Here is a 24157-nt window from a genome sequence, read left to right on the forward strand (position 1 = left end):
AAAACGCCAACGGTAAAAACAGCTTTCAATCCGCTGTTTTTACCGTTGGCGTTTTGCTTTTAAGGCCGAAAGTGTCCCGGAATTAGCCGCCGAAAGTCACCCTTATGCATTTCTTTTTGGCCATCATCCCGATACGGCCGTCTCTTCGGTTTTTGTAAAAATTCGTTCCCTGAGGTGAAAAGAGCCACCCCGGGCCAGAATCGTTACGCGCAGGTTACTGACAAAAACCGGTTGCAGTTCGGGAATTTCGTAATAGTTGGTATTTTTCACCTCATCGGTATCGATGATAAAAACGCCCCCGGAGCCGATTGCCCGCAGGATATTTCCCTGCGAAATCACGACGCCCGAGTCGATGCAGAGCCCAATGCCGAGCAGACCCGGATTTCGGAGCAACGCTTCCGTAAGCCGGGGAAACCGGCTGCGCTGCATAAAATGCGTGTCGATAATGGCATCCGGCAAGAGGGAAAGGCCCTTTTCGGTTTCCACCATCCCTTTGATCAGCGATTCGGCACTTTTGCCATCCTTGATGGCCAGCCGGGGCATGGCGGCCGCTCCGGCACTGGTTCCGGCAATGACGAAATCATCGTTCTGGTACCGTTTCTGAATCAGAGCGATCAGCTTGGTATCCAGCAGCTTATCGATCAGCGTGGTTTGATCGCCCCCGGTAAACAAAACCGCATCCGCCTTTTCAATCCGTTGCAGGTGTTCATCCTGATCGGCTTCCTCCTGGCTGTCGATGTACATCACCTGCACGTTTTTACACCCCAGTTTATGGAAGGCTTCCCGGTAGTTTTTGCCCATTTCCCGCGGAATCTCCGAAGCTGCCGGAATAACCTCGATGCGGGCATTCCGGCCTTTTAGCTCGTCTAAAAATTCGGCCAGTATGCCGGATTCGAAAAAGTTGGACTGCCGAAGCTCACTCGAAGCTGCGTTATCCGCTGAATCTTTTACCTCACTGCCTCCAATCGAAACTAGTTTTCCTTTTGGTGTTTCCATAGCGCCTGCCGTTTACGTTGCTGCCTGTTTTCTACTAAAATCCAGAACCAATCGACCTGTATAGTGTTAGGAATAGAGTGGTTAATCCATGGTTTAATGACCGTACGTTCTACCGGTGACTCTATAACCGGCTCATGGTATGCAGATACGAGGTACATTGATTGCAATTGGAGGAAATGAGGACAAAGGAACCCAAAACCAGCCCCTTCACGTCCACGATACCGTTCACTCGTTTATGAATTCCGGTATTTTATACCGAATTATTTACGAACTCAACAACCCCGATGCCGTCCTTGAAATCGTCACCACGGCGTCCAGTATTCCCAAAGCCGTGGCACACCAGTATAGCCGGGCTTTCAAAAAACTCGGTCATGAAAACATCCGGCTGATGCACATCACCTCGCCCGCAGAAGCCGATCGGCCCGAAACGCTGGCGCGGATCAGAGCCTGTGGCGGCATCTTGTTTTCGGGTGGTGACCAACTGAAATTAACCTCGGTTTTTAACAATACCGCCTTTGCGCGGCTTCTTCACGAGCGATATGTTCGCGAACATTTTGTTATTGCCGGGACCAGCGCCGGCGCCATGGCCATGTCGGATCTGATGATTTACCCACGCGGCCCGGCACATGTCCTGAATCCCGAAGTCGACCTGCTGCCGGGTCTGGCGCTGGTCCACGAAGCCATCATCGACACCCATTTCCTGGTTCGGGGGCGCTTCCGTCGCCTGGCGTTTTCGGTGGCCGGCAACCCGACTCACATCGGCATCGGCCTGGAAGAAGACACGGGCATCATCATCCGAAAAGGCAATAAACTCGAAGCGATTGGCTCAGGTCTGGTTACGCTCATCGACGGTCGGAGTCTGAAAGAAACCAACCACACGGTTGCGCAGATTAAACACGATATTTTCATTGAAAACCTGCTGGTCCATGTGCTGTCGCACGGCAATAACTTTACGCTGCGCAACAAGAAGTTTACGTAGGAATTATGCAAAAATAGACACCTCGCCTTCACCCGCTTCGTTCCGCCAGGCCCGGTACATGCCCTCGGAGTTGAAAGGCAATACCACATTGCCGGCCCGGTCAACGGCGATCAGTCCGCCTTCGCCCCCCATTGTTTTTAATTTTTCCTGCACCACATACTCACAGGCGGCTTTGAGCGACAGGCCTTTATAGCCCATCAGGCACGAAATATCGTAGGCCACAACCGCCCGGATAAAATACTCGCCGTAGCCCGTACAGGAAACCGCACAGGTCTGGTTGCTGGCGTAGGTTCCGGCCCCGATGACGGGGGTATCGCCCACGCGGCCATACTTTTTATTGGTCAATCCCCCCGTCGAGGTGGCCGCGGCCAGATTTCCGTCTTTATCGAGGGCTACTGCGCCAACGGTTCCTTTGCCGGTATTACTTTTACTGTGGTCGAGTTGGGTTTTATTGGCTTTCTGCGCTTCCTTGAGTTGCCTGAAACGGAAGTCCGTATAGAAATACGCATCCGGTTCAAAAGGCAACCGGAGTTCACGGGCAAAATCTTCGGCCCCCGAGCCCAGCAAAAAGACGTTTTCGGACTGCTCCATGACGGCCCGCGCGAGCGAGACCGGATTCTGGATGTTGGTTACACCGGCAATCGCGCCCGCTTTCTGCGACCGCCCACACATGATGGATGCGTCCATTTCGTGTTTTCCACGGGCCGAAAAAACCGCTCCCCGCCCCGCGTTGAACAGCTCGTTGTCTTCCAGACTTCGGACGGCCTGCTCCACGGCGTCGAGGGCGCTATGCCCCCGGGCTAATTCCTTGTAGCCCGCTTCCAGCGCGTCTTCCAGTCCTTGCCGGAACGCTTTCTCCTGCTCGGCTGTAATTTCCGACCGGTTAATGGTTCCGGATCCGCCGTGTATCGCAATGGTGAACATACGTATTGAATCAGGTAAGTTAACAATCGGGGAATCTCCTAGGCGATGGGCCGATTTTCGGTTCCGTTCACTTTTGCCGGTGCGTCTTCCGGTTTCACCTGAATACCGGGTTGGGGCGCTGGCGGATCGGCGGTTCTCGAATTAAGCAGCCCGGCGGGCACACTGAGTTCGCCGGTATGCGGGTCGATGAGGCCGTTGCGCTCGTCTTCAATGTTGGTTGCCTGGGTGTAAATATCCCCGGCTATGGCGTGTTGCCGCAATTCATGCTTGAACTGCCGGATGCGCTCCGCCCGGTCGTTCAGTTCCGTGGGGCCACCATAATCGGCAAAGCCAAAACCGCCCCATTCACTGATCACCAGCGGCACCTGTTTGCGGTAGAAAAACGGGTCGCCCACCACGAGCGAAAAAGCGGCCACCCCCGAGAGGTCACCCGAAGCCAGCCGGTCGAGCAGAGTCCGCCACCGGGCCAGATCGGGGGTATACAGGTGGGCCGTCAGCAGGTCCGACTTCAAACGTCCTTCAAACGAAATATGCTGCCAGCCGTCGTTATCGACCACCAGAAACTGCGGATACGCCAGTTGCATAAAATGGTACATATCCATAATGTATTTCCGGGTGTCGGGATTGGTCGCAATGTCCTGAGCGCCCCAGTCTTCATTGTACAGGCTCCAGATCACCACCGAAGGATGCGTTCCGATCAGGGCCACCATGCGCATCAATTCGGCCTGGTGGTTTTTTCGGCTGAGTGCGGTCGAAACGTGCGGACTGGGTACTTCCACCCACAGCAAGAGGCCTAATTCGTCGGCCAGATTATAGATTCGGGGGTCAACCCCGGCAATGTGTACCCGTACCAGGTTACAGCCTAATTCCTTCATGGCCCGCATGTGCAGCCGCATTTCTTCGTAGGTGGCCGTTCCGGGCTGGTACAGAATCCCATCCAGGTAAATGGATTCATTGTTCAGGTACACGTAGCGACCACGCGCTTCGATTTTCCGCAGGCCAAAATGGGTTTCTATCTGCGCAACATACCCTTCGTAATCAATGAGTTGGGCCACGAGCTTATACCGTATCGGCGTGTCGGGCGACCACAACTGGGCCGTATTCAGATCAAGCACGACCCGTTGCTGCTTTTGTCCGGCGTCCAGACGCAACGGATAATCGGAAGTGGCCATCGGCTCAGTAGCCCCCGGAGCAAAGGCCTGTAGCCGCAGCACGTAATCGCCCGGATCGTGGATTCGGGTGGTGAAGCTGAACCGAACGAGCCGGTCTTCGACAATACTCACCACGCCGACGCGGGTTCGTAACCGGTTGCGCTCCACGGTTTCCAGCCAGATACTCCGGACGGCCCCCGTGTAGGTTTGATACCAGATACCGCCCCGTTTGTACACGTGTGACTCCTGTTTGCCCCGCGGAATTTCGGCATCCATCGTGTCGGCAATGCGCACGGTGAGCCGGTTGACCGGGCGCAGGCAATTCTCGGGTAGTTCATACGAAAAGGAGGTGTATTCGCCCAAATGCACCTCCTCATCCTCGATGGTACGGAGTGGGTGGCCATTGAGCCACACGCGGGTTTCGTAGCCACAAGCCCCGAAAGTAAGCTGGATCAGGCTGTTCCGGGCGTGCGATTCGCTGCGAACCGGCAGCGTAAATTCCCGTTCATACCAAGCAACGATTTTGTCCTGCCACCCGGCCCCGCCCGGTGAGGAGGTGCGGCCTTTGGCCTGAGCCATGTGGTCTTCAATGGAACCGGGCCAGTGGGCGGTATCGTCGTAGTCGTGGCCCAGACACCACCGGTCCAGCAGCCCCCGGTCGTCGGGATCGAGGGCAAAGCGCCACTCGCCATCCAATAAAATAGACCCGTTGGGTCGTAAAACCGCTCTGGGGAGCAGATTCTCTGGTTCGGAAGTTGTGTTCGTTTCGGGAAGGCTGGCCGAAAGCCCGGTGTTAGGATGTTTAAGCTCCATGGATTTTTGATCGTGAAAAAATCTTTCCTATCATGCATTAACGCGTAGAACGCGCGGCATAGGGTGCCCGTTGGGTAAATAATCCCGCTCCTATCTCAATTATACCGAAAACAACGTGCGGCAGATACACCCGGTCGGCAAAGCCGAAAAGCCAGGGAGAAGCCGCCATCACCACCCCGCTCAACACATCCAGTGTTAGATGCACCGGCATGGGCAATCGCCGGACCAACCCCAGTTCATAGTCTGTAAAGACCGAATAAACGATGGCCATACCCCCCAGAATGATCGGAACCCACTGGGCCGCATCCCCCGTGGCGAAGCCCAGAACCCAGGGAGAGATGGCGAAGAAAACACCACTGATGTAGTCCAGCATACCGTGGACTTTGGTTGGAATCAGTCTCATGGCTGTAACGAATGAAAGAACAGGCACGTCTCTACAAAAAACAAAAAATGCGGAGGCAGACGGCCCACGCGTGAGCCACTGGTCTGCCTCCGCATTTTGTCACGACTGAACCGCCTTCGGATTGACAGTGCCGGTGGCAATGGTCGTCAGTTTTTCATCGGTTGCTTTTTCTTCCTTCAGCGTCGTTTGCAAAAGGTCCGCAACTTGATCCTGACCCGCCTGCTGCGCCAGCGTCCGCGCCGTTCCATAAGCCGCAATTTCGTAGTGCTCCATTTTCTGCGCGGCTGCAATAATGGCGGCATCCGCCAGTTGATTGTCTTCGAGCTGATCCAGCAGATCCTGCGCTTCTTCGATGAGGCCCTGCATTGCCACGCAGGTTTCGCCATCCGGATCGATGCCCATTTGCCGGGCAATCTGCTCCAGGCGTCGCACATGTTGCTCGGTTTCGCGCTGGTGAACGGCCATCGCTTCTTTCAGCTGGTCAGTCTGTGCCCGCTCCATCAACTGGGGCATCGCTTCGAGGGCCTGGTTTTCGGCGGAGTACAGATCCTGGATCGTGTGCTCCATAAAATCCTGCATGGTTTTCATTGAAACTAAAAAGTTGGTGTTAAAAGTTGGGTTGACTATACATTCTTAAACCAGAGCCTTCCATCTAGCCTTTGTGCCCTTTCCGTCCCGACGAAGCAGGGCTGCGGTGGCCAGCCCGACCGTGGCCACGAGGGCCCCGGTAATCAGAGGGTGCAGGGAAGCGCGGGTGTAAAAACTGGTTTTCATAACATGGCCGGGATGGTCGCCGTAAACCCGGCCGTCGCGGCCCGGCTGATGCAAGGCACCGGCCGGATTGCGCGGTGGCTCGTTGCGTCGCTGCTGGCCAACCATGACGGTTTCGCTCACCCGGTCCATCAGCCGGGGTGCGTATTTATTGAATGAACTCATGGCTTTTCCTCCGCTGCCGATGTAAATATCCCGTTCGGGGAGCGTAGCCGCGTGCAGAATGGCGTTCACCACCTCCTGCGGATCATAGACCGGAGGGGGCAGTTTGGGTTCCTTGTCCATGTAGTTGCGGGCGTGTTCGGTAAAGGGCGTATTGATGGCTGCGGGTTTGATGAGCGTCACCGAAACCGGAGCACCTTCTTCTTCCAGTTCAATTCGCAGCGCATCGGTAAATCCCTTGATGGCGTGTTTGCTCGCGCAATACATGCCCTGCAACGGAAAAGCCACATCGGAGGCTACGCTGCCCAGGTTGATCAGCGTACCGCCCTGTTTTTTCAGGTAAGGCACCGCAACCAGCGAACCGTATACCACGCCCCAGAAATTGGTATCGAACAACCGGTGATGGTCTTCGTCGCTGACTTCGTCCAGCCGACCCCAAATGGATAGTCCCGCGTCGTTAACCCAGGTGTCGAAGCTGCCAAAGTGTTCGATGGCGGTTTCGGCAATTCGCTGCACATCCTCCCGGCGACCCACATCGGCCACCACGTAAACGGCGTGTCCGCCCCTGCCGTTGATTTGCGCCACCACCTCGGCCAACGCGGCTTCGTTGCGGGAAGCCAGCACCAGTTTGACTCCTTGTTTTGCCGCTTCATGCGCAGTTGCCAGGCCAATTCCGCTTGACGCTCCGGTAATCACCATGACCTGCTCTTTCAGGGGCTTGAATGAAACTTTCATCTGATTTGTGATTCTTCGTATAAATTGAGTGTGCAGCATACCGGTTTGTCCCAAGAGCGCTGGAAGGCTGGACCGGTAGTCCTTTTGTCTGCTTTGACAACCGGCCTTCTTTCCAAGTGTTACCGGTCCGGATTCGATCCGTTGAAAAGTAAGGATTCGGACCAACCGAAACCGGCATCAGGGCGGCTGCAGGTTCATGGGAATATACTGACGCCGAAGCCAGCGACTCAGGCCATCCAGGCCCGGAAATAACACCCGTTCGTTGATGTTCGCCTGATCCAGCTTGTCGCGAATTTCCCACTTGAGGGCGTGCGGAATAATGATTTTCCGGTAGCTTTCGGGGTGCTCGCCGAGCCAGTCGTTCAAGCCCAGCGTGGGCGACGAAACCACGGAGAAAAGCGCATATTGATTGATGATCCGTTCGTCCATCGAAGGCGGCTCAAAAAACAACGCACAAGCCGGATCGCATACCCGGTCGAACTCCGCAAGCGACGGAATCTGACGCAACATCTCTACGGTAAAGACGTCGGCTCCTTCCTTCGCCAGACTTTCTGTCAGCTGCGGAGGCAAGTGGCGGTGAACGGCCTTGTAATCCACACACCAGATTACGCCATCACGATCAAAAAGGTCGACACAGGCAGTCACAAAATGCAGGGCGACATACGGCGAAAACGTCCAGTCCAGCAGCCGCGTGGGTAGGCCGTGGTGCTGGGCCACCGACAGCCAGTACCAGAACGACTCCTCCTCGGCAACCACCCGGTGGGCGTATTTTTTAAAATTGCGAAGCAGGTGGCCTTCCAGCTGAGCGTGGTGATCGGCCAGACGCATCAGCGACGTGCTGAGCGTGTAGGCCGCATCGGGCAAACCCCGAAAGGCAAACGTCGGTCGAAACCGGTTGAGATTCGGCGTCCAGGCCCGCTCATAGAAGCTGTCCATCAATTCATTCCAGCTGCTGACGCGTGTTTCTTTCATGCTGACAAGACGGTTTTAGCCAGGACGGCCTGTCCCTAAAAAGAAAGCGCTTTCATGGTTTCATAATCGCCGGTGGCCTGTACATACAGAAAATGCCCCAGTATGCCGTGCAGGTTACTGATGAGCCGGTGGGCTTCCGGAAAGGTCGCGATGTGTAGCCGGGTGTGTTCCTGTTCGGAAGCTTTGCCGGTCGATTTTCCGTGCAGAGCCCGAACGTCGGATCCCGGCATCCGGCATTCACAATAGAAGAAGTAGAGGGATTCGTCGCTGGTCGAGGTGGCCGAAAACCAGGCTTTGGACCCCAGCGGAATCAGGTTGTCCGGAGGTATTTGCAAGCCGGTTTCTTCTTTCAGTTCCCGAAGCGCCACGTCGAACGGGGTTTCGCCCTCGTCGATCATGCCCGCCGGATGTTCATACGTTTCTGACCCATCGCAGACGCGCCGTTGCCGTACCAGCAGCACAAACTTGTCTCCGGTTTCTTCATCGATCAGCACCACCAACACCGAAATAGCATCGCCCTTTATAAAACACAGGGGAGCGAGGGCCGTTCCTTCGGGCGTCCGGGCGTCGAGCTTTACCAGCGAATACAACACCGTTCCATCGGACCCATAGTGGGTATACGCATCCTCCACGGCGCGAAGCCGAATTTGATTGTCGAGCAGTCGCTGGCGCCAGGCCTGGTATTTGAAGGCGTGCTGAAAAGGTTCTTTTTTTTCCATAATCGATCCGTTCCTATCTGCTGATAGAACCGAACCTAGGTGCCCTGGATTGGTATGCACTCGAACGAATGAGCATTCGGACCGGCCCTACGAGTGAAGCCGACGCAGGTGCTCAAGGGCTTTTTGATGGGACTTCTGAATGGCCGCCAGTTGCTGCGTGTGCCGCTGGATCAGGAGTTCATACTGATAAGCCAGGCGATTTTTTTTGGGTGAAGAGCGCTTGGTCGTATTGGTTGTGGCGGCTTTTTCCAGTTGCTCAATAATCCGGCTGAAATGGTCTATCTGCTTCTCATAATAGATGATAAGCAGATCATCCCAGTCTTTGGCCCTTTGCCTGTTCTGCTGAACGACCTGGACCGAACGGTCGCCCAGGATTAGCTCCCACTCGTTTTGGAGTTGTTGCAAAGGCCATCTAAACGGTTGCCCATCGAACACTTCTATCGGGAGTTCCAACCGGTTATCCCCATCGATCAGACAGGCATCGAGCAGAACCAGGCCTTTGGCGACGTAGGTAGATAAACTTTCGAACGCAGCCTCGTGCGACTTGACACTGAGCGTCAGATTCGTCCAGTTAACACCATTCTTAATTCCGTTCAAAACGATAACCATTCTACCAAAACCTACGTGCTGAGGAAAACCTTACTCCCTGTTTGTAAAAACGATCCCCTCCATACGTTTGTTTAATCGGCCAACGACAACTCTTTTTAAAATAAGCCAACGGCCCTATTCTCACAAACGGTCCGTTAATTGTATTTTTCCACTTTAAATGATCAAACAAAACTATACCAATATGAGTAGTATAAGGAAACCGAAGATGAACCATGGGCATTCACACTCAAAAAAGAAACCCGGCTCAACCACTTAAAAATGACCGGGTCCTGGTCATTGAAGACAATCCCGATCATTGGGTTTTTATTCAGAAGGCGATGCAATCCAGTTTCATGGAGGCCACGCCGGTATGGGCGAGCACGTCGGCGGAAGCGCTGGAGTACCTGAATGACTGTCTGACGATTGGAATCCGCACCCCTTTACTGATTTTCCTGGATCTCTACCTGCCGGACAAGGAAACGGGCTGGCAGCTTTTGCAGCAGATTCGATCGCTGCCGGCGCCCATTGGGTATCTGCCCATCGTGTTGCTGAGTGCCTCCAACCAGGTCGAAGACATCACCCGCTCCTACGATTCCGGGGTCACGTCGTACGTTGTCAAGCCCATTGATTTCAAGGATTGGCTCGAGAGTTTTCGGGCGTTCAAAGAATACTGGTGGGAAGTAGCGGCTTTGCCCAATTTCCGGTAAATCCTCTTGTTTAATTGTCCGGGTCATGCGAATGACCCGCCACGGGCTGGCTTTCCTCCGTGACTTTCAACTGCCGGATTTCGCCTTTCTCCCAGGCGTTGGCCCCGGGCTGAACCTTCGGCATGGGAATATCCGCCCGGTTCCGGCGTTTCTCCGCCGTGGAAATGCCAAACCGTTTGTCCCGCCCGGCAATCAGGCTGTCGGCCAGCTGACCATCCTTCGTAAATCCCATCATGAGCATCGGATGCCCAACCGGCAGGGTCAGATCGCGGTCCGTGTGCCAGGTGTGGTACGTCTTGCCGTAGGTCGAAACCAACTTTTCCATCAGTTCGTGTTCGGCCGCCAACGGCAAACCGGGTGCAATGAGCGTGCCCGATTTCACTTCGTGGTGGTGGCTGTGCCACAGCTTTTTTTCTTCTTCGGGCAGCGATTTAAAAAGCCGTTCGGAAACGATGTATTCCACTCCCATGATCTTGGCATCCTTGCCGTTTCCGTCAAAAATCAGGCATTGCACCAGATCGTCATTCACCTGCGTGCAGTAGTGATGCGCTTCCATCTGGCCCTTCATATAGCCACTGTAAAAATGAAACCCATCGAGGTACATGCTCATCGCATTGAGCGGGGCTTTGTTTTGCAGCAGGTCGGCCCCGGTTTCGAGCACCCCGGTTTTTGTCGACTTTTCGGCCCCGGGCGACGCTACGTTGGAGTCGGTATTTTTCCCTCCGCAAGCCGTCAGCAAGGCCAGAAGCAGCCAGACGGAGAGCGAGGCATTCCGGTTTGTTTCAATCATGGTTGGAGGTCAGTTTGGCACTCAGGTATTCCCGGTTTAAACGGGTAATGTGGTCCAGAGAAATAGAAGCCGGACATTCCACCGCGCAGGCCCCCGTAAACGAGCAGGCCCCGAACCCTTCGGCATCCATTTGCGCCACCATGCGTTCGGCCCGCAGCTGGCGCTCGGGCTGCCCCTGTGGCAAAACCGCATACCGGGAAACCTGAGCCGCCGTGAACAACATGGCCGACGCATTTTTACAGGCCGCCACGCAGGCTCCGCAGGCAATACAGGCGGCAGCATCCATGGCGGTTTCCTGGGTTTCGCGGGGAATCAAAATTTCATTGGCATCGGGTGCCGCACCGGTATTGACGGAAATATAGCCCCCCGCCTGAACAATCCGGTCAAAAGCCGAGCGATCGACGGCCAGGTCTTTAATGATGGGAAAAGCCTTCGCCCGCCAGGGTTCGACAACGATGGTACTACCGTCGGCAAAACTCCGCATGTGCAGCAGACAGGTGGCTCCGCCGGTCTGGGGGCCGTGGGGCCGGCCGTTGATGTACATGGCGCAGGAACCGCAAATTCCTTCCCGACAGTCGTGATCGAACACGACCGGATCGTCGCCACGAAGCATCAGATCCTGGTTGAGCACGTCGAACATCTCCAGAAACGACATGTCCGGGGAAATATCCTTTAACTGGTAGTCGACCAGTTTGCCCGGGGTCTGGCTGTTTTTTTGTCGCCAGACTTTCAACTTGACATCCATAGTATGGTTAGTGAGTGTGAGGTAAACGCCGGTTGTATCGGCCAATCCGCTGACTGATGAAATGACCGATGGCCGTGAATGTTCGGTGCGGCTGGTCGTAAACAAGGGAATGGTCCCCGGCTCCTGGTTTTCGTAGGGCGAACAATTGAACTAAAAGATCATTAAAATCCTGAATAACAGTACATTACTAAAAAGCAACTACTGTTAAAATCTACGAACAACCCATTTTTTTATACAAAACAGACAAAATTTAGTTTAGGGAGTTGGTTGCCTTTACGGACGAATGTCGGGTTCCGGTGCGATGATTTGCCAGCTGGTTCCGTCGATGAAGCATACTCCTATAATCCATTTGCCTATGAAAAAAAGCGGTTTGTGAACGAGCAAGGCCGGTTATCCCGGACCCTGAGCAACTCCGGTTGCGGGACGATGGTGGTCAGTAGCTGGTCGAAAAACACAGTCAGAAATTCATTTATCAAACTCACTTATGAAAAAGTATGTATTGACCCACGGCTGCCGACGGGCAACCGTATCGGCTTTGCGTTTACTAAAAACGACATGGCTGGCCCTTATTCTCAGTTCATTCAGCCCTTCCTTACTCCAGGCTACTCCAACAGCGAAACTAAAACCGGTCGTGCAACCCATCACCGGGCGTGTTCTCGATGAACGCGGCCAGCCCCTGCCGGGTGTAACGGTGCTCATCAAAGGCACCAGCAACGGAACGACCACCAACACCGAAGGCGTTTACACCCTGAATGTGCCCGAAGGGGCGAGTGTACTGACCTTTTCCTTCATTGGGTATGCTTCCCAGGATGTGCCCATCAACAACCGCAGCACGGTGGATGTGACCTTGTCTCCAACGGCCACGGCCCTGAACGAGGTGGTGGTGATTGGCTACCAGGCGGTGAAAAGGCGCGACGTAACGGGAGCCAATTCCGTTATCAGTCCGACGGATGCCAATCGGGTGACGGCCCAGTCGCTGGCGGAATCCGTCCAGGGGTTGTCGCCCGGTGTGACCGTTCGCAATACCGGGGTTCCGGGTCAGCAGGCTTCGATCCAGATTCGCGGGGTGGCCAGTTTCCTCAATACCGATCCGCTCTACGTCATCGACGGCATGATCGCCGACGCCAATCCGACCATCAATACGGATGACATCGAATCGATTCAGGTATTGAAAGACGCGTCAGCAGCGGCTATTTACGGTTCGCGGGCGGCCAACGGCGTCATTATCATCACCACCAAACAGGGCAAGGAAGGCCCCATCCGCGTTTCGTTTTCGGGCAAATACGGGGTTCAACAGGCGTATAAACGCTGGGATCTGACGGACGCAGCCGGTTTTGCGGCCCTGCAGCGAACCCAATACCAGAATGCGGGGCAAACGCCCCCGTCCAGCGTGGCCACCGCAACCTTCAATCCGAACATCAATACCGACTGGCAGGATCAGGTACTGCGCACCGGCAATTTGCAGGATTACAACCTGTCCCTGTCCGGTGGGACCAAAACCGGTACGTATCTCATCTCAGGCAGCTATTTCAACAACGCGGGCTACGTTCGGGGCAGTGACTTCAACCGCGCCAGCCTGCGGATCAATACCCGGAGTGAGCTGGGGCGGTTCACGATTGGGGAAAATATTGTGCTGACCAATTCGAACGGCAATAACATTCCCGTGGGCATCAATCCGATCTACGACATGGCGACGAATCTGCCGGTGATTCCGGTGCAGGACCCGCGCTACATCAGCGCCGGCAACCCCGGCGGCTACGGGATCGGTACGTACCCCGACGCTCCGACGTATGCCTTCAATCCGGTAGCGGCCCGCAACCTGTCGACCAATAAAACTAATTTCGCCCGGCTGGTCGGCAACGGTTTTCTGGATTTCAAATTTGCCGACTGGCTCACCTACCGCTTCAATGCCGGTCTGGACGTGAGTTTCGACTACATTCAGAATCTGCGGTTATTGGGCACCTACCAATACAATGCCGCTCCGGTGCCGACCTCCGTTTCGGAAGATCGCTCCCGGTTTACGAGTTTGCTGTTCGAACACACCCTGAACTTCAACCGGACGTTCGGGCCCCACAGCATCAACGGCGTGCTGGGAATCAGCCAGCAAACCAACCGGCGCGAGTCAACCACCGGCGGGCGCACCAACCTCGGTTTTGCCGGCGGTCAGTATTTCAATACCATCGGTGCGGCTACCGGTATCTCGACTTCAGCCGGCGGCATTCCTGAATTTTACCGCATTCTGGGGTATCTGGGCCGCGTCAACTATACTTACAACGACCGCTACCTGCTGACGCTGACCGGGCGCGTGGACCAGGATTCCCGATTTGGAGCCAGCAACCGGACCGGTTTTTTCCCTTCTGTTGCCGTTGCGTGGCGCATCAGCCAGGAGAAGTTTTTCAAGGTCGACTGGGTAACGGATCTGAAACTGAACGCATCCTACGGCAAGCTCGGCATTGTGGTACCAACGTTGGGGTCGTTCCCTTATACGGCTTTCATCAACAGCAATCCGCGGGCCATTTTTGGTGCCGATCAGAGTGAAAACGTGGGCGCGTATCAGGCCCAGCTGGCGAATCCCGATCTGCGTTGGGAAGAACGGGTGCAGCAGAACTACGGCCTGACCGCCGGTTTTTTCCGCAACCGCCTGACGGCCGAAATCAACGTGTACAATTCGCTGTCGTCGAATGCCATTCTGAACCTGACGGTTCCCGGTTATCTGGGCAACCTGCGTGGCAATCCGTACGTGAATACCGCATCGATCCGCAACCGGGGCATCGAGTTTGCGGCTACCTACCGCAACAATGAACACCCGTTTCGGTGGGAGGTATCGGGAAACTTCACAACCATCAAAAACCGGGTCGAAAACGTGGGAAATCAGGGGCAGAACATCAACTACATCCTGAGCGGAAATACCCGTTCGCAGGTGGGCAATCCCGTTGGGCAGTGGTTTTTGCTGAAAACGGCCGGTTTGTTCCAGAGTCAGGAAGAAATCAACAACTACAAAGGCCCGGATGGTAAGCTTGTTCAGCCTTTTGCCAAACCGGGGGATGTTCGGTATGAAGACCTGAACAACGACGGCCGCATCGACGTCAACGACCGCCAGTTTGTCTCTTCCCCCTGGCCAACCCTGCAGGCGGGTGCCCAGTTCAACGCTTCCTACAAACAGTTTTCGCTGAATGTGCAGTTGGTGGGCGTATTTGGGTATACGCTGTATAACGATGTCCGGCGTAGTCTGGATAGCTACCAGCTGACCAACTTCCGGCGGGATGTTAGCCCCTGGTCGGCCACCAATACCGGCACCACCGACCCGCGCATTGGTCTGGCGGAGGGCGACCAGGGTATTATTTCCAACAACCTGGCCTACAGCGATCGCTGGCTGGAAGATGGATCGTACGTCCGGATGCGCAATATCGAGGTGGGTTATACGGTTCCCAAAGCACTGCTGAACCGGGCCAAAATCCGGAGCGCGCGGGTGTATGTCAGCGGACAGAACCTGTTTACCATCACGAGTTATTCGGGTCTGGACCCCGACGTTACGGGTGCCAATATTCAGGAACGCGGAGTCGATAACGGGCACTGGCCAACGCCCCGCGTGGTGTCTGTCGGTGTCAATCTTGATTTTTAAGCCAACTCCTTGTCGAAACTCATCATGAAAAATAGATTTATTTCGCTGCTTATGGCCGCAACCACGGTCCTGGCAGCCTGCGACCGAAATCTGGACATCGTCAATCCCAATCAGGTAACGACCCAATCGTTCTGGAAAACCGCCGATGATGCGCTGGCGGGCGTGAATGCCATTTACAGCACGACGCACCGGGGCGGTATTTCGCGCTGGATGCCGTTTTACTACATCATCCGCTCCGACGAAGGCCGGAGTCAGAGCCCCGCAACGGACATTGTCAATAACATGGACCAGTTCCTGATTACCGATTTCAATTACGGCAATGCCTACGCGGTCTGGAACGATAATTACATCGGGATCAACCGCGCCAATCAGGTGATCGACAACGTACCGGCCATTTCGATGGACGAAGCCCTGAAGCAACGGTATATCGGGGAAGCCAAATTTCTGCGGGCCATGTTTTATTTTCACCTGGCAACCTTGTGGGGGAATGTGCCGCTGGTTCTGACCACTCCGGTTATTAGCGAAAAACCGTCCAGTGCTACGCAGGCGCAGGTATTTGCGCAGATTGAGAAGGATCTGACCGAAGCCGCAACCAGCCTGCCCACCACGTATGGACCGGCCGATCTGGGTCGGGCCACCAAAGGCGCGGCCTACGCGCTGCTGGCCCGGGCCTATCTGCAACAGCGGAAGTATGCGGAAGCCATCACGCCCCTGCAATGGCTGACCGAAGGGGAGGGCAAAGGCATTTATGCCCTGATGCCGAACTACCGCGAAAATTTTCTGATCTCGACCGAGAACAACCGCGAGTCGGTGTTCGAGTGGCAGTTTGAGCTGAATCCGGCCGAGTACACCGATGACGATACGGAAACGCCCAATCAGAACTACGGCACCTCCATCGCGCAGTTTTTCGGCCCCAGCGGCATCGGCTGGTCCGACGGCGAGGCCCAGCGCTGGGTGACCCGGGAGTTCAACGAACCCACCACCACCGGTGCCCGCGATCCGCGTCTGGACGCTTCGTTTCTGTTTGATTCCACGGATGTACGCGGCCCTGCCTTTACGATGATCTACGGCCAGACGTTTCTGCAACGCTACGGGACCGACAACAAACGCGTGTGGTTCCGCAAGTTTCAGAACGACCACTGGAAGAACGAAGAAGGCTACCGTTCGCCCAACAACTGGCGCTACATTCGCTACGCCGACGTGTTGCTGATGTATGCCGAAGCCCTGAACGCTACGGGAAAAACCGCCCAGGCGTATCCCTTCGTCGATCAGGTGCGGCAGCGGGCGGGTCTGGCCCGGCTGTCGGCCGTCAAACCGGGTTTGACCCAGGCCCAGTTTCTGGCCCAGCTCAAACACGAACGCCTTACGGAGCTGTCGGGGGAAGGCCACCGCTGGAACGACCTCGCCCGCTGGGGTGATCTGGGGCCGCAGCTGGCAACCCGCGACCCGGCTTTTTCCACGTTCGTTAAAGGCCGGAGCGAGCTATTGCCCATTCCGCAAACCGACCGGGATTTGAACCCCAATTTGACGCAGAATCCCGGTTATTGATACCCAAAGGGCAGTGACCCAAGTACAGGCCCACGGTTTTAATTGCGGGCCTGTACTTGGGTCACTGCCTGATTCGCTGAGCAACGACTTTCCTATGTATACCAAAAAATGCAACCCCATTTTACCATTGAATGGCTTGATCTGGCTGATCGGACTGCTGTTTCTGGTTCAATGCAAGAGTGATTCCGGTGAGACTCCCACACCGGTTACGCCACCGCCGTCGACCGTCGCGCCCGACGATCAGCCCCCGGCCGACGAAACCGTACCGTCGCTTTCCATTACCTGGGATAATACGGCCCGCAAACTTTCCCACGATGTTTATTTTGCCGAATATGGCCGGATTCACCGCGTGCGGGGTGACACCCTGCTGCTGACCTATCACTTTGGCGACCGGGAAAATTACTGGGATAATATCGCCATCCGGCGCAGCACCGACGGCGGCACAACCTGGTCGGCAGTGGAAATCCTGATGGCCGATACCGATCCCAATTACTACGGTTTTGCCAATCCGGACCTCATTGTCCTGCAGAACGGCGAGGTCATGCTGGCGTTCACGGGTCGCGGAAAACCGGACGACAATGTCCACGATAACATCCAGATTCGACTCAGTAAAGACCACGGCTGGACCTTTGGGGCGCCCAAAATTGTGGCAACCGGCCGTTCCTGGGAACCGGCCATGGTACAACTTCCTGACGGTGACATCGAGCTGTTTTATTCCAGCGAAGCCGCCTGGTGGCCCGGTGCCAATCCCCAACAGGAAATTTTGATGGTGCATTCGACGGATAACGGCCAGAACTGGACCTCACCGGCCCACGTGGCTTATACCGCCGGTATGCGCGACGGCATGCCCGCACCCCTGGTTTTAAAAGACAACAAAGGCATTGTGTTTGGCATCGAGTCGGTCAACAACACGCAGTCGCCCTGGATACTGTGGTCGTCGGTGGCCGCCAAGTGGCAGTATGCGGGTCTGGGCACCTCCGCCAACAACCGCCGATGGCTGGCTACCACCCAAAAAGTTTGGGGGGGCGCACCCTATCTGGTGCAGTTGCCAACCGGTCAGACGTTGCTCTCCACGCAGGATGCGGGCGGACGCGCCATCAGCAGCGACTGGCGCAAGAACACCATGCTGGTGCTGGCGGGCAACAGCGTCGCCAAAAACTTCACGGGCATTTCCTACCCCTGGCCGAATCTGCCGGTCAATGAAGGCGCGTATTACAGTTCTCTTTTCCTGAAAAACAACACCACGCCGGTGCTGGTCACCACCCGGAACTTTGCCGACGGCCATAGTGAAATTTACTGGAAAGAAGGCCATATTTCGTATTGAAGGACGGTTGCAGCTTGCGTTACGTATTTTTTTAACGCCGTTTTCTATACTACCAATCTATTCATTGTCAATTATTTACACTTATTTTCACAACCAGATTTGTTCAGCCCGGCCTGTAGACAGGCCGGGCCATTTTTTTGTTGATTTCGGGAAAATAAAAGCAAAAAAGACTTCCGCCCGAGGGCCGGAAACCGGGTTATTTCCGGTGGTCCGTTTCCTCATTTGCGGGAACATAAACCCTTCTTCATGTAACCTTTTCAGAAGAAGGGCGTTCAAAATGGCATCCAACCGGGACGCTTCGAACTGCATCGGACGGTTTTCTGGTTGGGCGTCGCGCAATGAAACGAACACTAGCTTTAATCAGCGAACACGCTTCCCCGTTGGCGGTGGTGGGAGGAGTCGATGCGGGAGGACAGAACATTGCCGTTGCGGAGTTAGCGCAGCATCTGGCCGGGTTGGGCTATAAAATTGACATTTTTACCCGCTGGGAACACCCCCATTTGCCCCAGATCGTTGCCTGGAAATCCAACATCCGGGTCATTCACCTGAAAGCGGGACCGATCCAGTGTCTTCCCAAAGAACAACTGCTTCCGTTCATGCCCGAATTCACCGAAAACCTCATCCGTTTTGCCCGAAGTGAATCCCAACCTTACGGGCTTATTCACGCCCATTTTTTCATGTCGGCGCTGGTAGCGGCTGAAGTCAAAAAAAAGCTGCACATTCCCTTTACCGTCACGTTTCATGCCCTGGGCAAAGTCCGGCGCATCAGTCAGGGCGACGGGGACAAATTTCCGGCCGAACGGTTCACCATCGAAGAGCGGGTGATTCGGGAAGCCGATCACCTGGTGGCCCTTTGTCCGCAGGACCGCGACGATCTGATTTCTTTCTACGACGCCGATCCCGCTAAAATAACCATCATCGGCAACGGATTTAATCCGCAGGAATTTTATCCGGTCGGCAAAATGCTGGCCCGAACGCTGCTGAAGCTGGAACCGGATGAATTTATCATTCTGCAACTGGGCCGGATCGTTCCCCGAAAAGGAATTGACAATGTGGTTCAGGCCGTGAGTTGTCTGAAAAAAAAATACGGTATCAAAACCCGGCTCTTGATCGTTGGGGGTGAATCGGAGTTGCCGGATCCGGCATCGACGCCCGAAATTGGCCGGTTGCAAAAGCTGGTTGAGCTGGAGGATATTGCCGATCAGGTTACGTTTACGGGTCGCCGGGACCGCAACTTGTTGCGGTATTATTACAGCGCAGCCGATGTATTTGTGACCACGCCCTGGTACGAACCGTTCGGAATTACTCCACTGGAGGCCATGGCGTGTGGAACACCGGTTGTCGGGGCCCGGGTCGGCGGCATTCAGCATACCGTTATCGACGGACAAACCGGCTTGCTGGTTCCGCCGAAAAAGCCCGAAGCCCTGGCCGAAAAAATTCATCTTCTGATTCAGCATCCCCGATTGACGAACGCCCTGCGGGCCCGGGCACTCCGGCGCATACACCGGGAGTTTACCTGGCTGAATGTGGCTCAGCAAACCGCCGAAATGTACGAAAAGATGGGCATGCCCCGCCCGGCCCAGCTGGGTGTCGAAAAGAGTCTGCTCGGGAGTTTGTCCCCGACACAATTGAGCCGGTCGGCCTGACGCATGAAAGCGGTATTCATTGATAAAGACGGTACGCTGATCCAGGATGTCCCCTACAACGTTGACCCTGAACGCATTACCCTAAACCCGAATGCGGGTTGTACGCTGGCGCATCTGCAACAGGCGGGGTATCGGCTTCTGATTATCTCGAACCAATCGGGAATCGCCCACGGTTATTTTGAGGAAAACGCCCTGGTGGCCGTCCAAAACCGCCTGCAGGAGTTGCTGCGACCTTTTGGGGTGTATCTCGATGGGTTTTATTACTGCCCGCACCATCCGGAGGGAACGGTTCCGGGCTATGCCATCGCGTGTTCGTGCCGCAAACCGCACCCCGGTTTACTCCTACGGGCCGCCCGCGAACACGCGATCGACCTGACGGCTTCGTGGATGATCGGGGATATTCTCCATGATGTGGAGGCCGGAAACCGGGCGGGCTGCCGAACGATCCTGCTCGATACCGGTCACGAAACCGAGTGGGAACCGGGGCCGTACAGAACCCCAACGCATACGGTTTATGACTGGCGTCAAGTGGCCGCACTGGTTCGTGGCAATTTGGCAAATGAAACGATCACCCCGGCCTGAAAAAGCTTAATCCCTATGGAAATCAATACAATAGCAACCCACGACCCCACCAACCGGCTGCCGGATGGCCCACCCGGCGATTCGTCCGTGTGGCAGGCGTGTAAGAATGTGCTGTGTTTCCGGCCCGATAACATGGGCGATGTATTGATGACCACCCCGGCATTCCGGGCGTTGAAAGAGTCGGTCCCGGATCGAAAACTAACTCTTTTGACGTCCCCGGCAGGTGCCGGTATTGCCCGGTTCATTCCCGAAATCGATGCTATTATTCCGTTCGATGTGCCGTGGGTCCAACCGGCAAACGAAAAAGGCCGTGACGAACTGCAACCGTTCATTGGGCAGCTGAAAGAAAAGCAGTTCGATGCGGCTATCATTTTCAACGTCCAGAGCCAGAACCCGCTGCCCTCGGCCCTGCTTTGCTACATGGCCCAAATTCCCCGGGTACTGGGATACTGTCGGGAAAATCCGTACAGGCTCATGACCGATTGGGTGCCCGATCCGGAGGTATTGGTGGCGACCCGGCACGAAGTAGACCGGCAACTCGCCCTGGTAGAAACAATCGGCAGTACGACAACCCATAAACGTATATCACTGTCCGTCAGCGCAGAAGCCCAACAACAGGCACTGGACTTATTGAGGAAATCCGGGGTGCAGCCAAACCGGCCCTGGCTGCTTTTACACGCGGGTGTCAGCGAAGTTAAAAGGCGGTTTTGCGAGAAACAGTACATCCGGGCCGCCCGGCAGCTTCAGTCCGAAATGGGCTACCAGATTGTGTTGACCGGCAGCCAGTCGGAATGGCATTACGTGGAAGAAATCCGTCAGGCCCTGGACGAAAACGCCTTTAATCTGGCGGGTTATTTTTCGCTGGAAACCTTCATTGGCCTTGTTGCGCAGGCACCGGTGCTGATTTCCAACAATACCGGTCCGGTCCACATTGCCTCGGCGGTGGGAACGCCGGTGGTGGTGCTCTACGCCATGACCAATCCGCAACATACGCCGTGGATGGTACCCAGCCGGGTGTTGTATTTCGAGGTGCCCGGCCCGTTGCGTTCCCGAAACCGGCTGCTTCAACACTTCCCGGAACCCGCCGAACCCCGGGCCTCCGTGGCGGGTATTGTGCAGGCCGTTGCGGAATTGACGGCCCCGAAAAGTTTAGAAACGCATCCGTTTCGATCCGAATTGAAAACTCATTAGACGACATCGTATGTACACCTTAGGTATTAATGCCGCCTTCCACGATCCGGCGGCCGTTCTGGTCAAAGATGGCGTCGTACTGGCGGCTGCGGAAGAAGAGCGCTTCACGCACGTCAAGCACGGCAAACGGCCCATTCCATTTTCCACTTACGAATTGCCGTATCACGCGATTGATTTCTGTCTAAAAACCGCGGGAATCAACCTGGTTGACATCGATCATATTGCTTACTCGTTTGATCCCGAAATTTTCCCCGGTGCACCACAGGGGCAGAAAACCGTCGAGATACCGCTTCGTCCGGGGGTGACGTCCCTCCCTGGCTGGATGAATCCCTACGACGGTTTATTCCTGTCGTCGATCCTGAACGCGCCGGGCCATCTGGTCGACGGCGTTCCCCTGCATCTGGCCAAACGGTTTAAAGGAGCCCGGCAAAACGGGCCGTACCGCTGGCATTTCGTCAACCACCACCGATCGCACGCGGCCAGTGCGTTTTTGCCCAGCCCTTACGAAAAAGCCGCCGTGCTGGTGCTCGATGGCCGGGGTGAAGCCATTTCGACCAGTTACTGGCTCGGCGAAGGCAACCAGATGACGCTGATCGGCGAAGTGTCCCTCCCCCATTCGCTGGGCTTGTTATACGAGCAAATGACTACGTATCTGGGCTTTTTGCATTCGTCCGACGAATACAAAGTCATGGCACTGGCGTCCTTTGGCAAACCGGTTTACGCTGATTATTTCCGATCCCTGATTACACTTCAGGAAAACGGACGCTATGCCATTGCGCCCCTGCAACTGGAAGCGCAATTTGGCCCGGCCCGCGACAAAGGCGAGCCGCTGGAAGCCCTGCATTTCGACATAGCCAGTTCGGTCCAGACGGTTTTGGAAGAGACGGTTTTGGAATTGATTGGCTGGCTCCACGAAAAAACCGGTGCTGAAAATCTGTGCCTGGCGGGTGGCGTTGCCTTGAACTGCGTTATGAACGCCCGGCTGCGCGACCACGGCCCGTTCAAAAACATCTGGGTTCAGCCAGCCGCCGGTGACGCCGGAACCGCCCTCGGTGCCGCCCTCTGGATCGATACCCAGATGCGCCGGACGAACGAACGGGCTTATACGATGGACCACGTTTACCTCGGCCCGGCGTTTAGCGACACCGAAATTGAATCGTTTCTGAACTGGTCGAAATTACCGTATAAACGGCTGGAAAACGTCGCGGAAGAGGTTGCCGACTACCTGGCCGACGGCCATATCATTGGCTGGTACCAGGTTGGAGCGGAATTTGGTCCCCGGGCGCTGGGTGCGCGGTCGCTGCTGGCAGCCCCCTTTCCCGCCGAAATGCAAGGTCGCCTGAACGATCTGAAAGACCGCGAAGACTTCCGGCCGGTGGCACCGGTGGTGCTGGAAGAATGCGCAGATGCGTTTTTCGTCGATGCCCGAAAATCGCCGTTCATGCTGTTTATCAACGACATCCGCCCCGAAAAAGCCGACCTCATTCCGGCCGTACGGCACACGGACGGCACTGCCAGAATTCAGACCATCAACCGGCAGCAGAACGCTTTGTATTACGATTTGATCAACGCATTTTACCGGCAAACGGGCGTTCCGGTGCTGATCAACACCTCATTCAATACGCGCGGAGAGCCGATCGTCTGTACACCCCGCGATGCCATCGAGTCCTTCTGGACCTCTCCGCTGGATGCGCTGGTCATTGGGTCCTTTATGCTGACCAAACAGCGTTTACCCAACGAAACAGCCCCGTGGCAGGGCCGGGAAGTCCGCAAAGAAAATCAGGAATGGACCGGTGTCATAATCCAATGAGCGCCCTGATCTCCATCGTTATTCCCACTTACCAGCGACCGGTATTGCTGAAACGCTGCCTGGAAGCGTTGATGCGTCAGGATTTCGACCACGATCACTTTGAAGTCGTCGTGGTCGACGACGGGGCCGATGCCGAAACCCGGCGGGTTGTTGAAGAGATGGCCCGGAACAGTGCTGTCTGCCTTACGTACCTCCGTCAGCCTGAACGACGGGGCCCCGCAGCCGCCCGAAACCGGGGCTGGCGGGCATCGACGGGACCGATCATCGCCTTTACGGACGACGATTGCATTCCAGACGAAAACTGGCTCAAAGCGGCCCTGGTGGCTTTTCAACAGGGTGCGAACGTCGTGTCCGGACACGTCCGGGTGCCGATTCATACACCCCCAACCGACCAGGAACGGATTGTGGCGATGCTGGAAGAAGCCGAATTTGTGACCGCCAACTGTTTCTGCCGACGGTCGGTGCTGGAACAGGTCGGCGGCCTCGACGAACGGTTCGATATTGCGTGGCGGGAAGACAGCGACCTGCAGTTCAGATTGCTGGAAACCGGTATTTCCATCACTAAAAACCGGGACGCTGTCATTGTGCATCCCTGCCGGAAAGCGCCGTGGTGGGCTTGCCTGAAGGACGAACGCAAGAATGCCTATGATGCCTTGCTCTACAAACAGCATCCGAAACTGTTCCGCGAACGCATTCCGAAATACCGCCGTCTGGTGCTGCTGTATTACCTGTTCGTTCTCAGTTTTCTGGCAGGAACCGGCCTGTGGCTGGCGGGCAATTTGCTTCCGGCAACGGTTGCGCTGGTGATTTGGGGCGTATTGTTGCTGGTGTTAACCGGCCGGCGTTTGCGGGGAACGGCCTGGTCGTTCAGCCAGTTCGGGCAGACGGTGCTAACGTCGGCAGTGACGCCTTTTCTGTCGGTTTACTGGCGGCTTTTTGGAGCCATCAAATACCGGGCGTTGTACTGGTGATTCGGTTT

22 protein-coding genes are annotated in these 24157 nt (G+C 55.7%); 10 read left to right on the plus strand and 12 right to left on the minus strand.

Annotation, left to right across the window (positions count from 1 at the left end; translation table 11 throughout):
* Positions 1–123: 123 nt before the first annotated feature.
* Positions 124–996 carry a cyanophycinase gene (locus EHT87_RS07520; RefSeq protein WP_124905380.1) on the minus strand — a complete coding sequence of 291 codons (873 nt, stop codon included), beginning with the start codon at positions 994–996 and terminating at the stop codon, positions 124–126.
* A gap of 139 nt (positions 997–1135) precedes the next feature.
* Between EHT87_RS07520 and EHT87_RS07525 the strand changes: the two genes are divergently transcribed.
* A complete protein-coding gene (locus tag EHT87_RS07525; RefSeq protein ID WP_124905382.1) occupies positions 1136–1975 on the plus strand; it encodes a cyanophycinase in 840 nt (279 codons plus the stop codon).
* 3 nt (positions 1976–1978) lie between these two features.
* Here EHT87_RS07525 and EHT87_RS07530 read toward each other — a convergent pair whose 3' ends face one another.
* The 8 genes from EHT87_RS07530 to EHT87_RS07565 all read right to left on the minus strand — a co-directional run bounded on the left by EHT87_RS07530 (position 1979) and on the right by EHT87_RS07565 (position 9234).
* Positions 1979–2899 carry an isoaspartyl peptidase/L-asparaginase family protein gene (locus EHT87_RS07530; RefSeq protein WP_124905384.1) on the minus strand — a complete coding sequence of 307 codons (921 nt, stop codon included), beginning with the start codon at positions 2897–2899 and terminating at the stop codon, positions 1979–1981.
* A gap of 38 nt (positions 2900–2937) precedes the next feature.
* A complete protein-coding gene (locus EHT87_RS07535) occupies positions 2938–4863 on the minus strand; it encodes a glycoside hydrolase family 2 protein (protein ID WP_124905386.1) in 1926 nt (641 codons plus the stop codon).
* Between the two features lie 37 nt (positions 4864–4900).
* Positions 4901–5266, minus strand: a complete 366-nt coding sequence (locus EHT87_RS07540; protein WP_124905388.1) for an SPW repeat protein — start codon at positions 5264–5266, stop codon at positions 4901–4903.
* Between the two features lie 99 nt (positions 5267–5365).
* A complete protein-coding gene (locus EHT87_RS07545) occupies positions 5366–5854 on the minus strand; it encodes a ferritin-like domain-containing protein (protein ID WP_124905390.1) in 489 nt (162 codons plus the stop codon).
* Between the two features lie 45 nt (positions 5855–5899).
* On the minus strand, positions 5900–6934 hold the full coding sequence (locus EHT87_RS07550) for an SDR family oxidoreductase (protein WP_124905392.1): 1035 nt from the start codon (positions 6932–6934) through the stop codon (positions 5900–5902).
* Between the two features lie 177 nt (positions 6935–7111).
* Complete coding sequence (locus EHT87_RS07555) at positions 7112–7906, minus strand: FRG domain-containing protein (RefSeq protein ID WP_124905394.1); 795 nt, start codon at positions 7904–7906, stop codon at positions 7112–7114.
* Positions 7907–7941: 35 nt separating this feature from the next.
* Positions 7942–8625, minus strand: a complete 684-nt coding sequence (locus EHT87_RS07560) for an NUDIX hydrolase (RefSeq protein ID WP_124905396.1) — start codon at positions 8623–8625, stop codon at positions 7942–7944.
* Between the two features lie 87 nt (positions 8626–8712).
* Positions 8713–9234, minus strand: coding sequence for a hypothetical protein (locus tag EHT87_RS07565; RefSeq protein ID WP_124905398.1), 522 nt, complete (start codon positions 9232–9234; stop codon positions 8713–8715).
* A gap of 212 nt (positions 9235–9446) precedes the next feature.
* On the opposite strand from EHT87_RS07565, the gene EHT87_RS07570 reads away from it, so the two are divergent.
* The gene (locus EHT87_RS07570; RefSeq protein ID WP_124905400.1) at positions 9447–9920 is read left to right on the plus strand and encodes a response regulator; all 474 of its coding nucleotides are present in this window, start codon (positions 9447–9449) and stop codon (positions 9918–9920) included.
* A gap of 10 nt (positions 9921–9930) precedes the next feature.
* Here the strand turns inward: EHT87_RS07570 and EHT87_RS07575 are convergent, their stop codons facing one another.
* Complete coding sequence (locus EHT87_RS07575) at positions 9931–10710, minus strand: OBAP family protein (protein WP_124905402.1); 780 nt, start codon at positions 10708–10710, stop codon at positions 9931–9933.
* Positions 10703–11455 (minus strand): succinate dehydrogenase/fumarate reductase iron-sulfur subunit, encoded by a 753-nt coding sequence (locus EHT87_RS07580; RefSeq protein ID WP_124905404.1) that lies wholly within the window; start codon positions 11453–11455, stop codon positions 10703–10705. Before EHT87_RS07580 ends, EHT87_RS07575 begins: the two co-directional genes overlap by 8 nt.
* A gap of 484 nt (positions 11456–11939) precedes the next feature.
* Here EHT87_RS07580 and EHT87_RS07585 point away from each other — a divergent pair, with 484 nt between their 5' ends.
* The 3 genes from EHT87_RS07585 to EHT87_RS07595 all read left to right on the plus strand — a co-directional run bounded on the left by EHT87_RS07585 (position 11940) and on the right by EHT87_RS07595 (position 17949).
* Entirely contained in the window at positions 11940–15077 is a 3138-nt protein-coding gene (locus tag EHT87_RS07585) for a SusC/RagA family TonB-linked outer membrane protein (protein WP_124905406.1), read from the plus strand.
* Positions 15078–15101: 24 nt separating this feature from the next.
* Positions 15102–16625, plus strand: a complete 1524-nt coding sequence (locus EHT87_RS07590; RefSeq protein WP_124905408.1) for a RagB/SusD family nutrient uptake outer membrane protein — start codon at positions 15102–15104, stop codon at positions 16623–16625.
* 94 nt (positions 16626–16719) lie between these two features.
* A complete protein-coding gene (locus EHT87_RS07595) occupies positions 16720–17949 on the plus strand; it encodes a sialidase family protein (protein ID WP_124905410.1) in 1230 nt (409 codons plus the stop codon).
* Positions 17950–18036: 87 nt separating this feature from the next.
* Here EHT87_RS07595 and EHT87_RS07600 read toward each other — a convergent pair whose 3' ends face one another.
* Positions 18037–18288 carry a hypothetical protein gene (locus tag EHT87_RS07600; protein ID WP_124905412.1) on the minus strand — a complete coding sequence of 84 codons (252 nt, stop codon included), beginning with the start codon at positions 18286–18288 and terminating at the stop codon, positions 18037–18039.
* On the opposite strand from EHT87_RS07600, the gene EHT87_RS07605 reads away from it, so the two are divergent.
* Genes EHT87_RS07605 through EHT87_RS07625 form a run of 5 tightly spaced genes read left to right on the plus strand, consistent with a single transcriptional unit; the run spans position 18288 to position 24149 of the window.
* Entirely contained in the window at positions 18288–19595 is a 1308-nt protein-coding gene (locus EHT87_RS07605; RefSeq protein WP_124905414.1) for a glycosyltransferase family 4 protein, read from the plus strand. The two genes, EHT87_RS07600 and EHT87_RS07605, sit on opposite strands and share 1 nt — an antisense overlap.
* Positions 19596–19598: 3 nt before the next feature.
* Positions 19599–20177: a D-glycero-alpha-D-manno-heptose-1,7-bisphosphate 7-phosphatase gene (locus EHT87_RS07610; RefSeq protein WP_124905416.1), complete on the plus strand. Its 579-nt coding sequence runs from the start codon at positions 19599–19601 to the stop codon at positions 20175–20177.
* A 15-nt stretch (positions 20178–20192) separates the two neighbouring features.
* Positions 20193–21368 (plus strand): glycosyltransferase family 9 protein, encoded by a 1176-nt coding sequence (locus EHT87_RS07615; protein WP_124905418.1) that lies wholly within the window; start codon positions 20193–20195, stop codon positions 21366–21368.
* Positions 21369–21378: 10 nt separating this feature from the next.
* Positions 21379–23178 (plus strand): carbamoyltransferase family protein, encoded by a 1800-nt coding sequence (locus tag EHT87_RS07620; RefSeq protein ID WP_124905420.1) that lies wholly within the window; start codon positions 21379–21381, stop codon positions 23176–23178.
* Positions 23175–24149: a glycosyltransferase family 2 protein gene (locus EHT87_RS07625; RefSeq protein WP_124905422.1), complete on the plus strand. Its 975-nt coding sequence runs from the start codon at positions 23175–23177 to the stop codon at positions 24147–24149. The genes EHT87_RS07620 and EHT87_RS07625 overlap by 4 nt, the downstream gene beginning before the upstream one ends.
* The last annotated feature ends 8 nt before the right edge of the window (positions 24150–24157 follow it).

The sequence above is a fragment of the Larkinella knui genome (assembly GCF_003858645.1).
Taxonomy (GTDB): domain Bacteria; phylum Bacteroidota; class Bacteroidia; order Cytophagales; family Spirosomataceae; genus Larkinella; species Larkinella knui.

Excerpts from the sequence above, each read along its gene's own strand:
- EHT87_RS07625 (WP_124905422.1), top strand. The coding sequence starts at position 23,175 with ATGAGCGCCCTGATCTCCATCGTTATTCCCACTTACCAGCGACCGGTA.
- EHT87_RS07525 (WP_124905382.1), top strand. The coding sequence starts at position 1,136 with ATGCAGATACGAGGTACATTGATTGCAATTGGAGGAAATGAGGACAAA.
- EHT87_RS07570 (WP_124905400.1), top strand. The coding sequence starts at position 9,447 with ATGGGCATTCACACTCAAAAAAGAAACCCGGCTCAACCACTTAAAAAT.
- EHT87_RS07595 (WP_124905410.1), top strand. The coding sequence starts at position 16,720 with ATGTATACCAAAAAATGCAACCCCATTTTACCATTGAATGGCTTGATC.
- EHT87_RS07605 (WP_124905414.1), top strand. The coding sequence starts at position 18,288 with ATGAAACGAACACTAGCTTTAATCAGCGAACACGCTTCCCCGTTGGCG.
- EHT87_RS07620 (WP_124905420.1), top strand. The coding sequence starts at position 21,379 with ATGTACACCTTAGGTATTAATGCCGCCTTCCACGATCCGGCGGCCGTT.
- EHT87_RS07575 (WP_124905402.1), bottom strand. The coding sequence starts at position 10,710 with ATGATTGAAACAAACCGGAATGCCTCGCTCTCCGTCTGGCTGCTTCTG.
- EHT87_RS07585 (WP_124905406.1), top strand. The coding sequence starts at position 11,940 with ATGAAAAAGTATGTATTGACCCACGGCTGCCGACGGGCAACCGTATCG.
- EHT87_RS07550 (WP_124905392.1), bottom strand. The coding sequence starts at position 6,934 with ATGAAAGTTTCATTCAAGCCCCTGAAAGAGCAGGTCATGGTGATTACC.
- EHT87_RS07545 (WP_124905390.1), bottom strand. The coding sequence starts at position 5,854 with ATGAAAACCATGCAGGATTTTATGGAGCACACGATCCAGGATCTGTAC.
- EHT87_RS07530 (WP_124905384.1), bottom strand. The coding sequence starts at position 2,899 with ATGTTCACCATTGCGATACACGGCGGATCCGGAACCATTAACCGGTCG.
- EHT87_RS07560 (WP_124905396.1), bottom strand. The coding sequence starts at position 8,625 with ATGGAAAAAAAAGAACCTTTTCAGCACGCCTTCAAATACCAGGCCTGG.
- EHT87_RS07555 (WP_124905394.1), bottom strand. The coding sequence starts at position 7,906 with ATGAAAGAAACACGCGTCAGCAGCTGGAATGAATTGATGGACAGCTTC.
- EHT87_RS07580 (WP_124905404.1), bottom strand. The coding sequence starts at position 11,455 with ATGGATGTCAAGTTGAAAGTCTGGCGACAAAAAAACAGCCAGACCCCG.
- EHT87_RS07540 (WP_124905388.1), bottom strand. The coding sequence starts at position 5,266 with ATGAGACTGATTCCAACCAAAGTCCACGGTATGCTGGACTACATCAGT.
- EHT87_RS07520 (WP_124905380.1), bottom strand. The coding sequence starts at position 996 with ATGGAAACACCAAAAGGAAAACTAGTTTCGATTGGAGGCAGTGAGGTA.
- EHT87_RS07590 (WP_124905408.1), top strand. The coding sequence starts at position 15,102 with ATGAAAAATAGATTTATTTCGCTGCTTATGGCCGCAACCACGGTCCTG.
- EHT87_RS07565 (WP_124905398.1), bottom strand. The coding sequence starts at position 9,234 with ATGGTTATCGTTTTGAACGGAATTAAGAATGGTGTTAACTGGACGAAT.
- EHT87_RS07615 (WP_124905418.1), top strand. The coding sequence starts at position 20,193 with ATGGAAATCAATACAATAGCAACCCACGACCCCACCAACCGGCTGCCG.
- EHT87_RS07535 (WP_124905386.1), bottom strand. The coding sequence starts at position 4,863 with ATGGAGCTTAAACATCCTAACACCGGGCTTTCGGCCAGCCTTCCCGAA.
- EHT87_RS07610 (WP_124905416.1), top strand. The coding sequence starts at position 19,599 with ATGAAAGCGGTATTCATTGATAAAGACGGTACGCTGATCCAGGATGTC.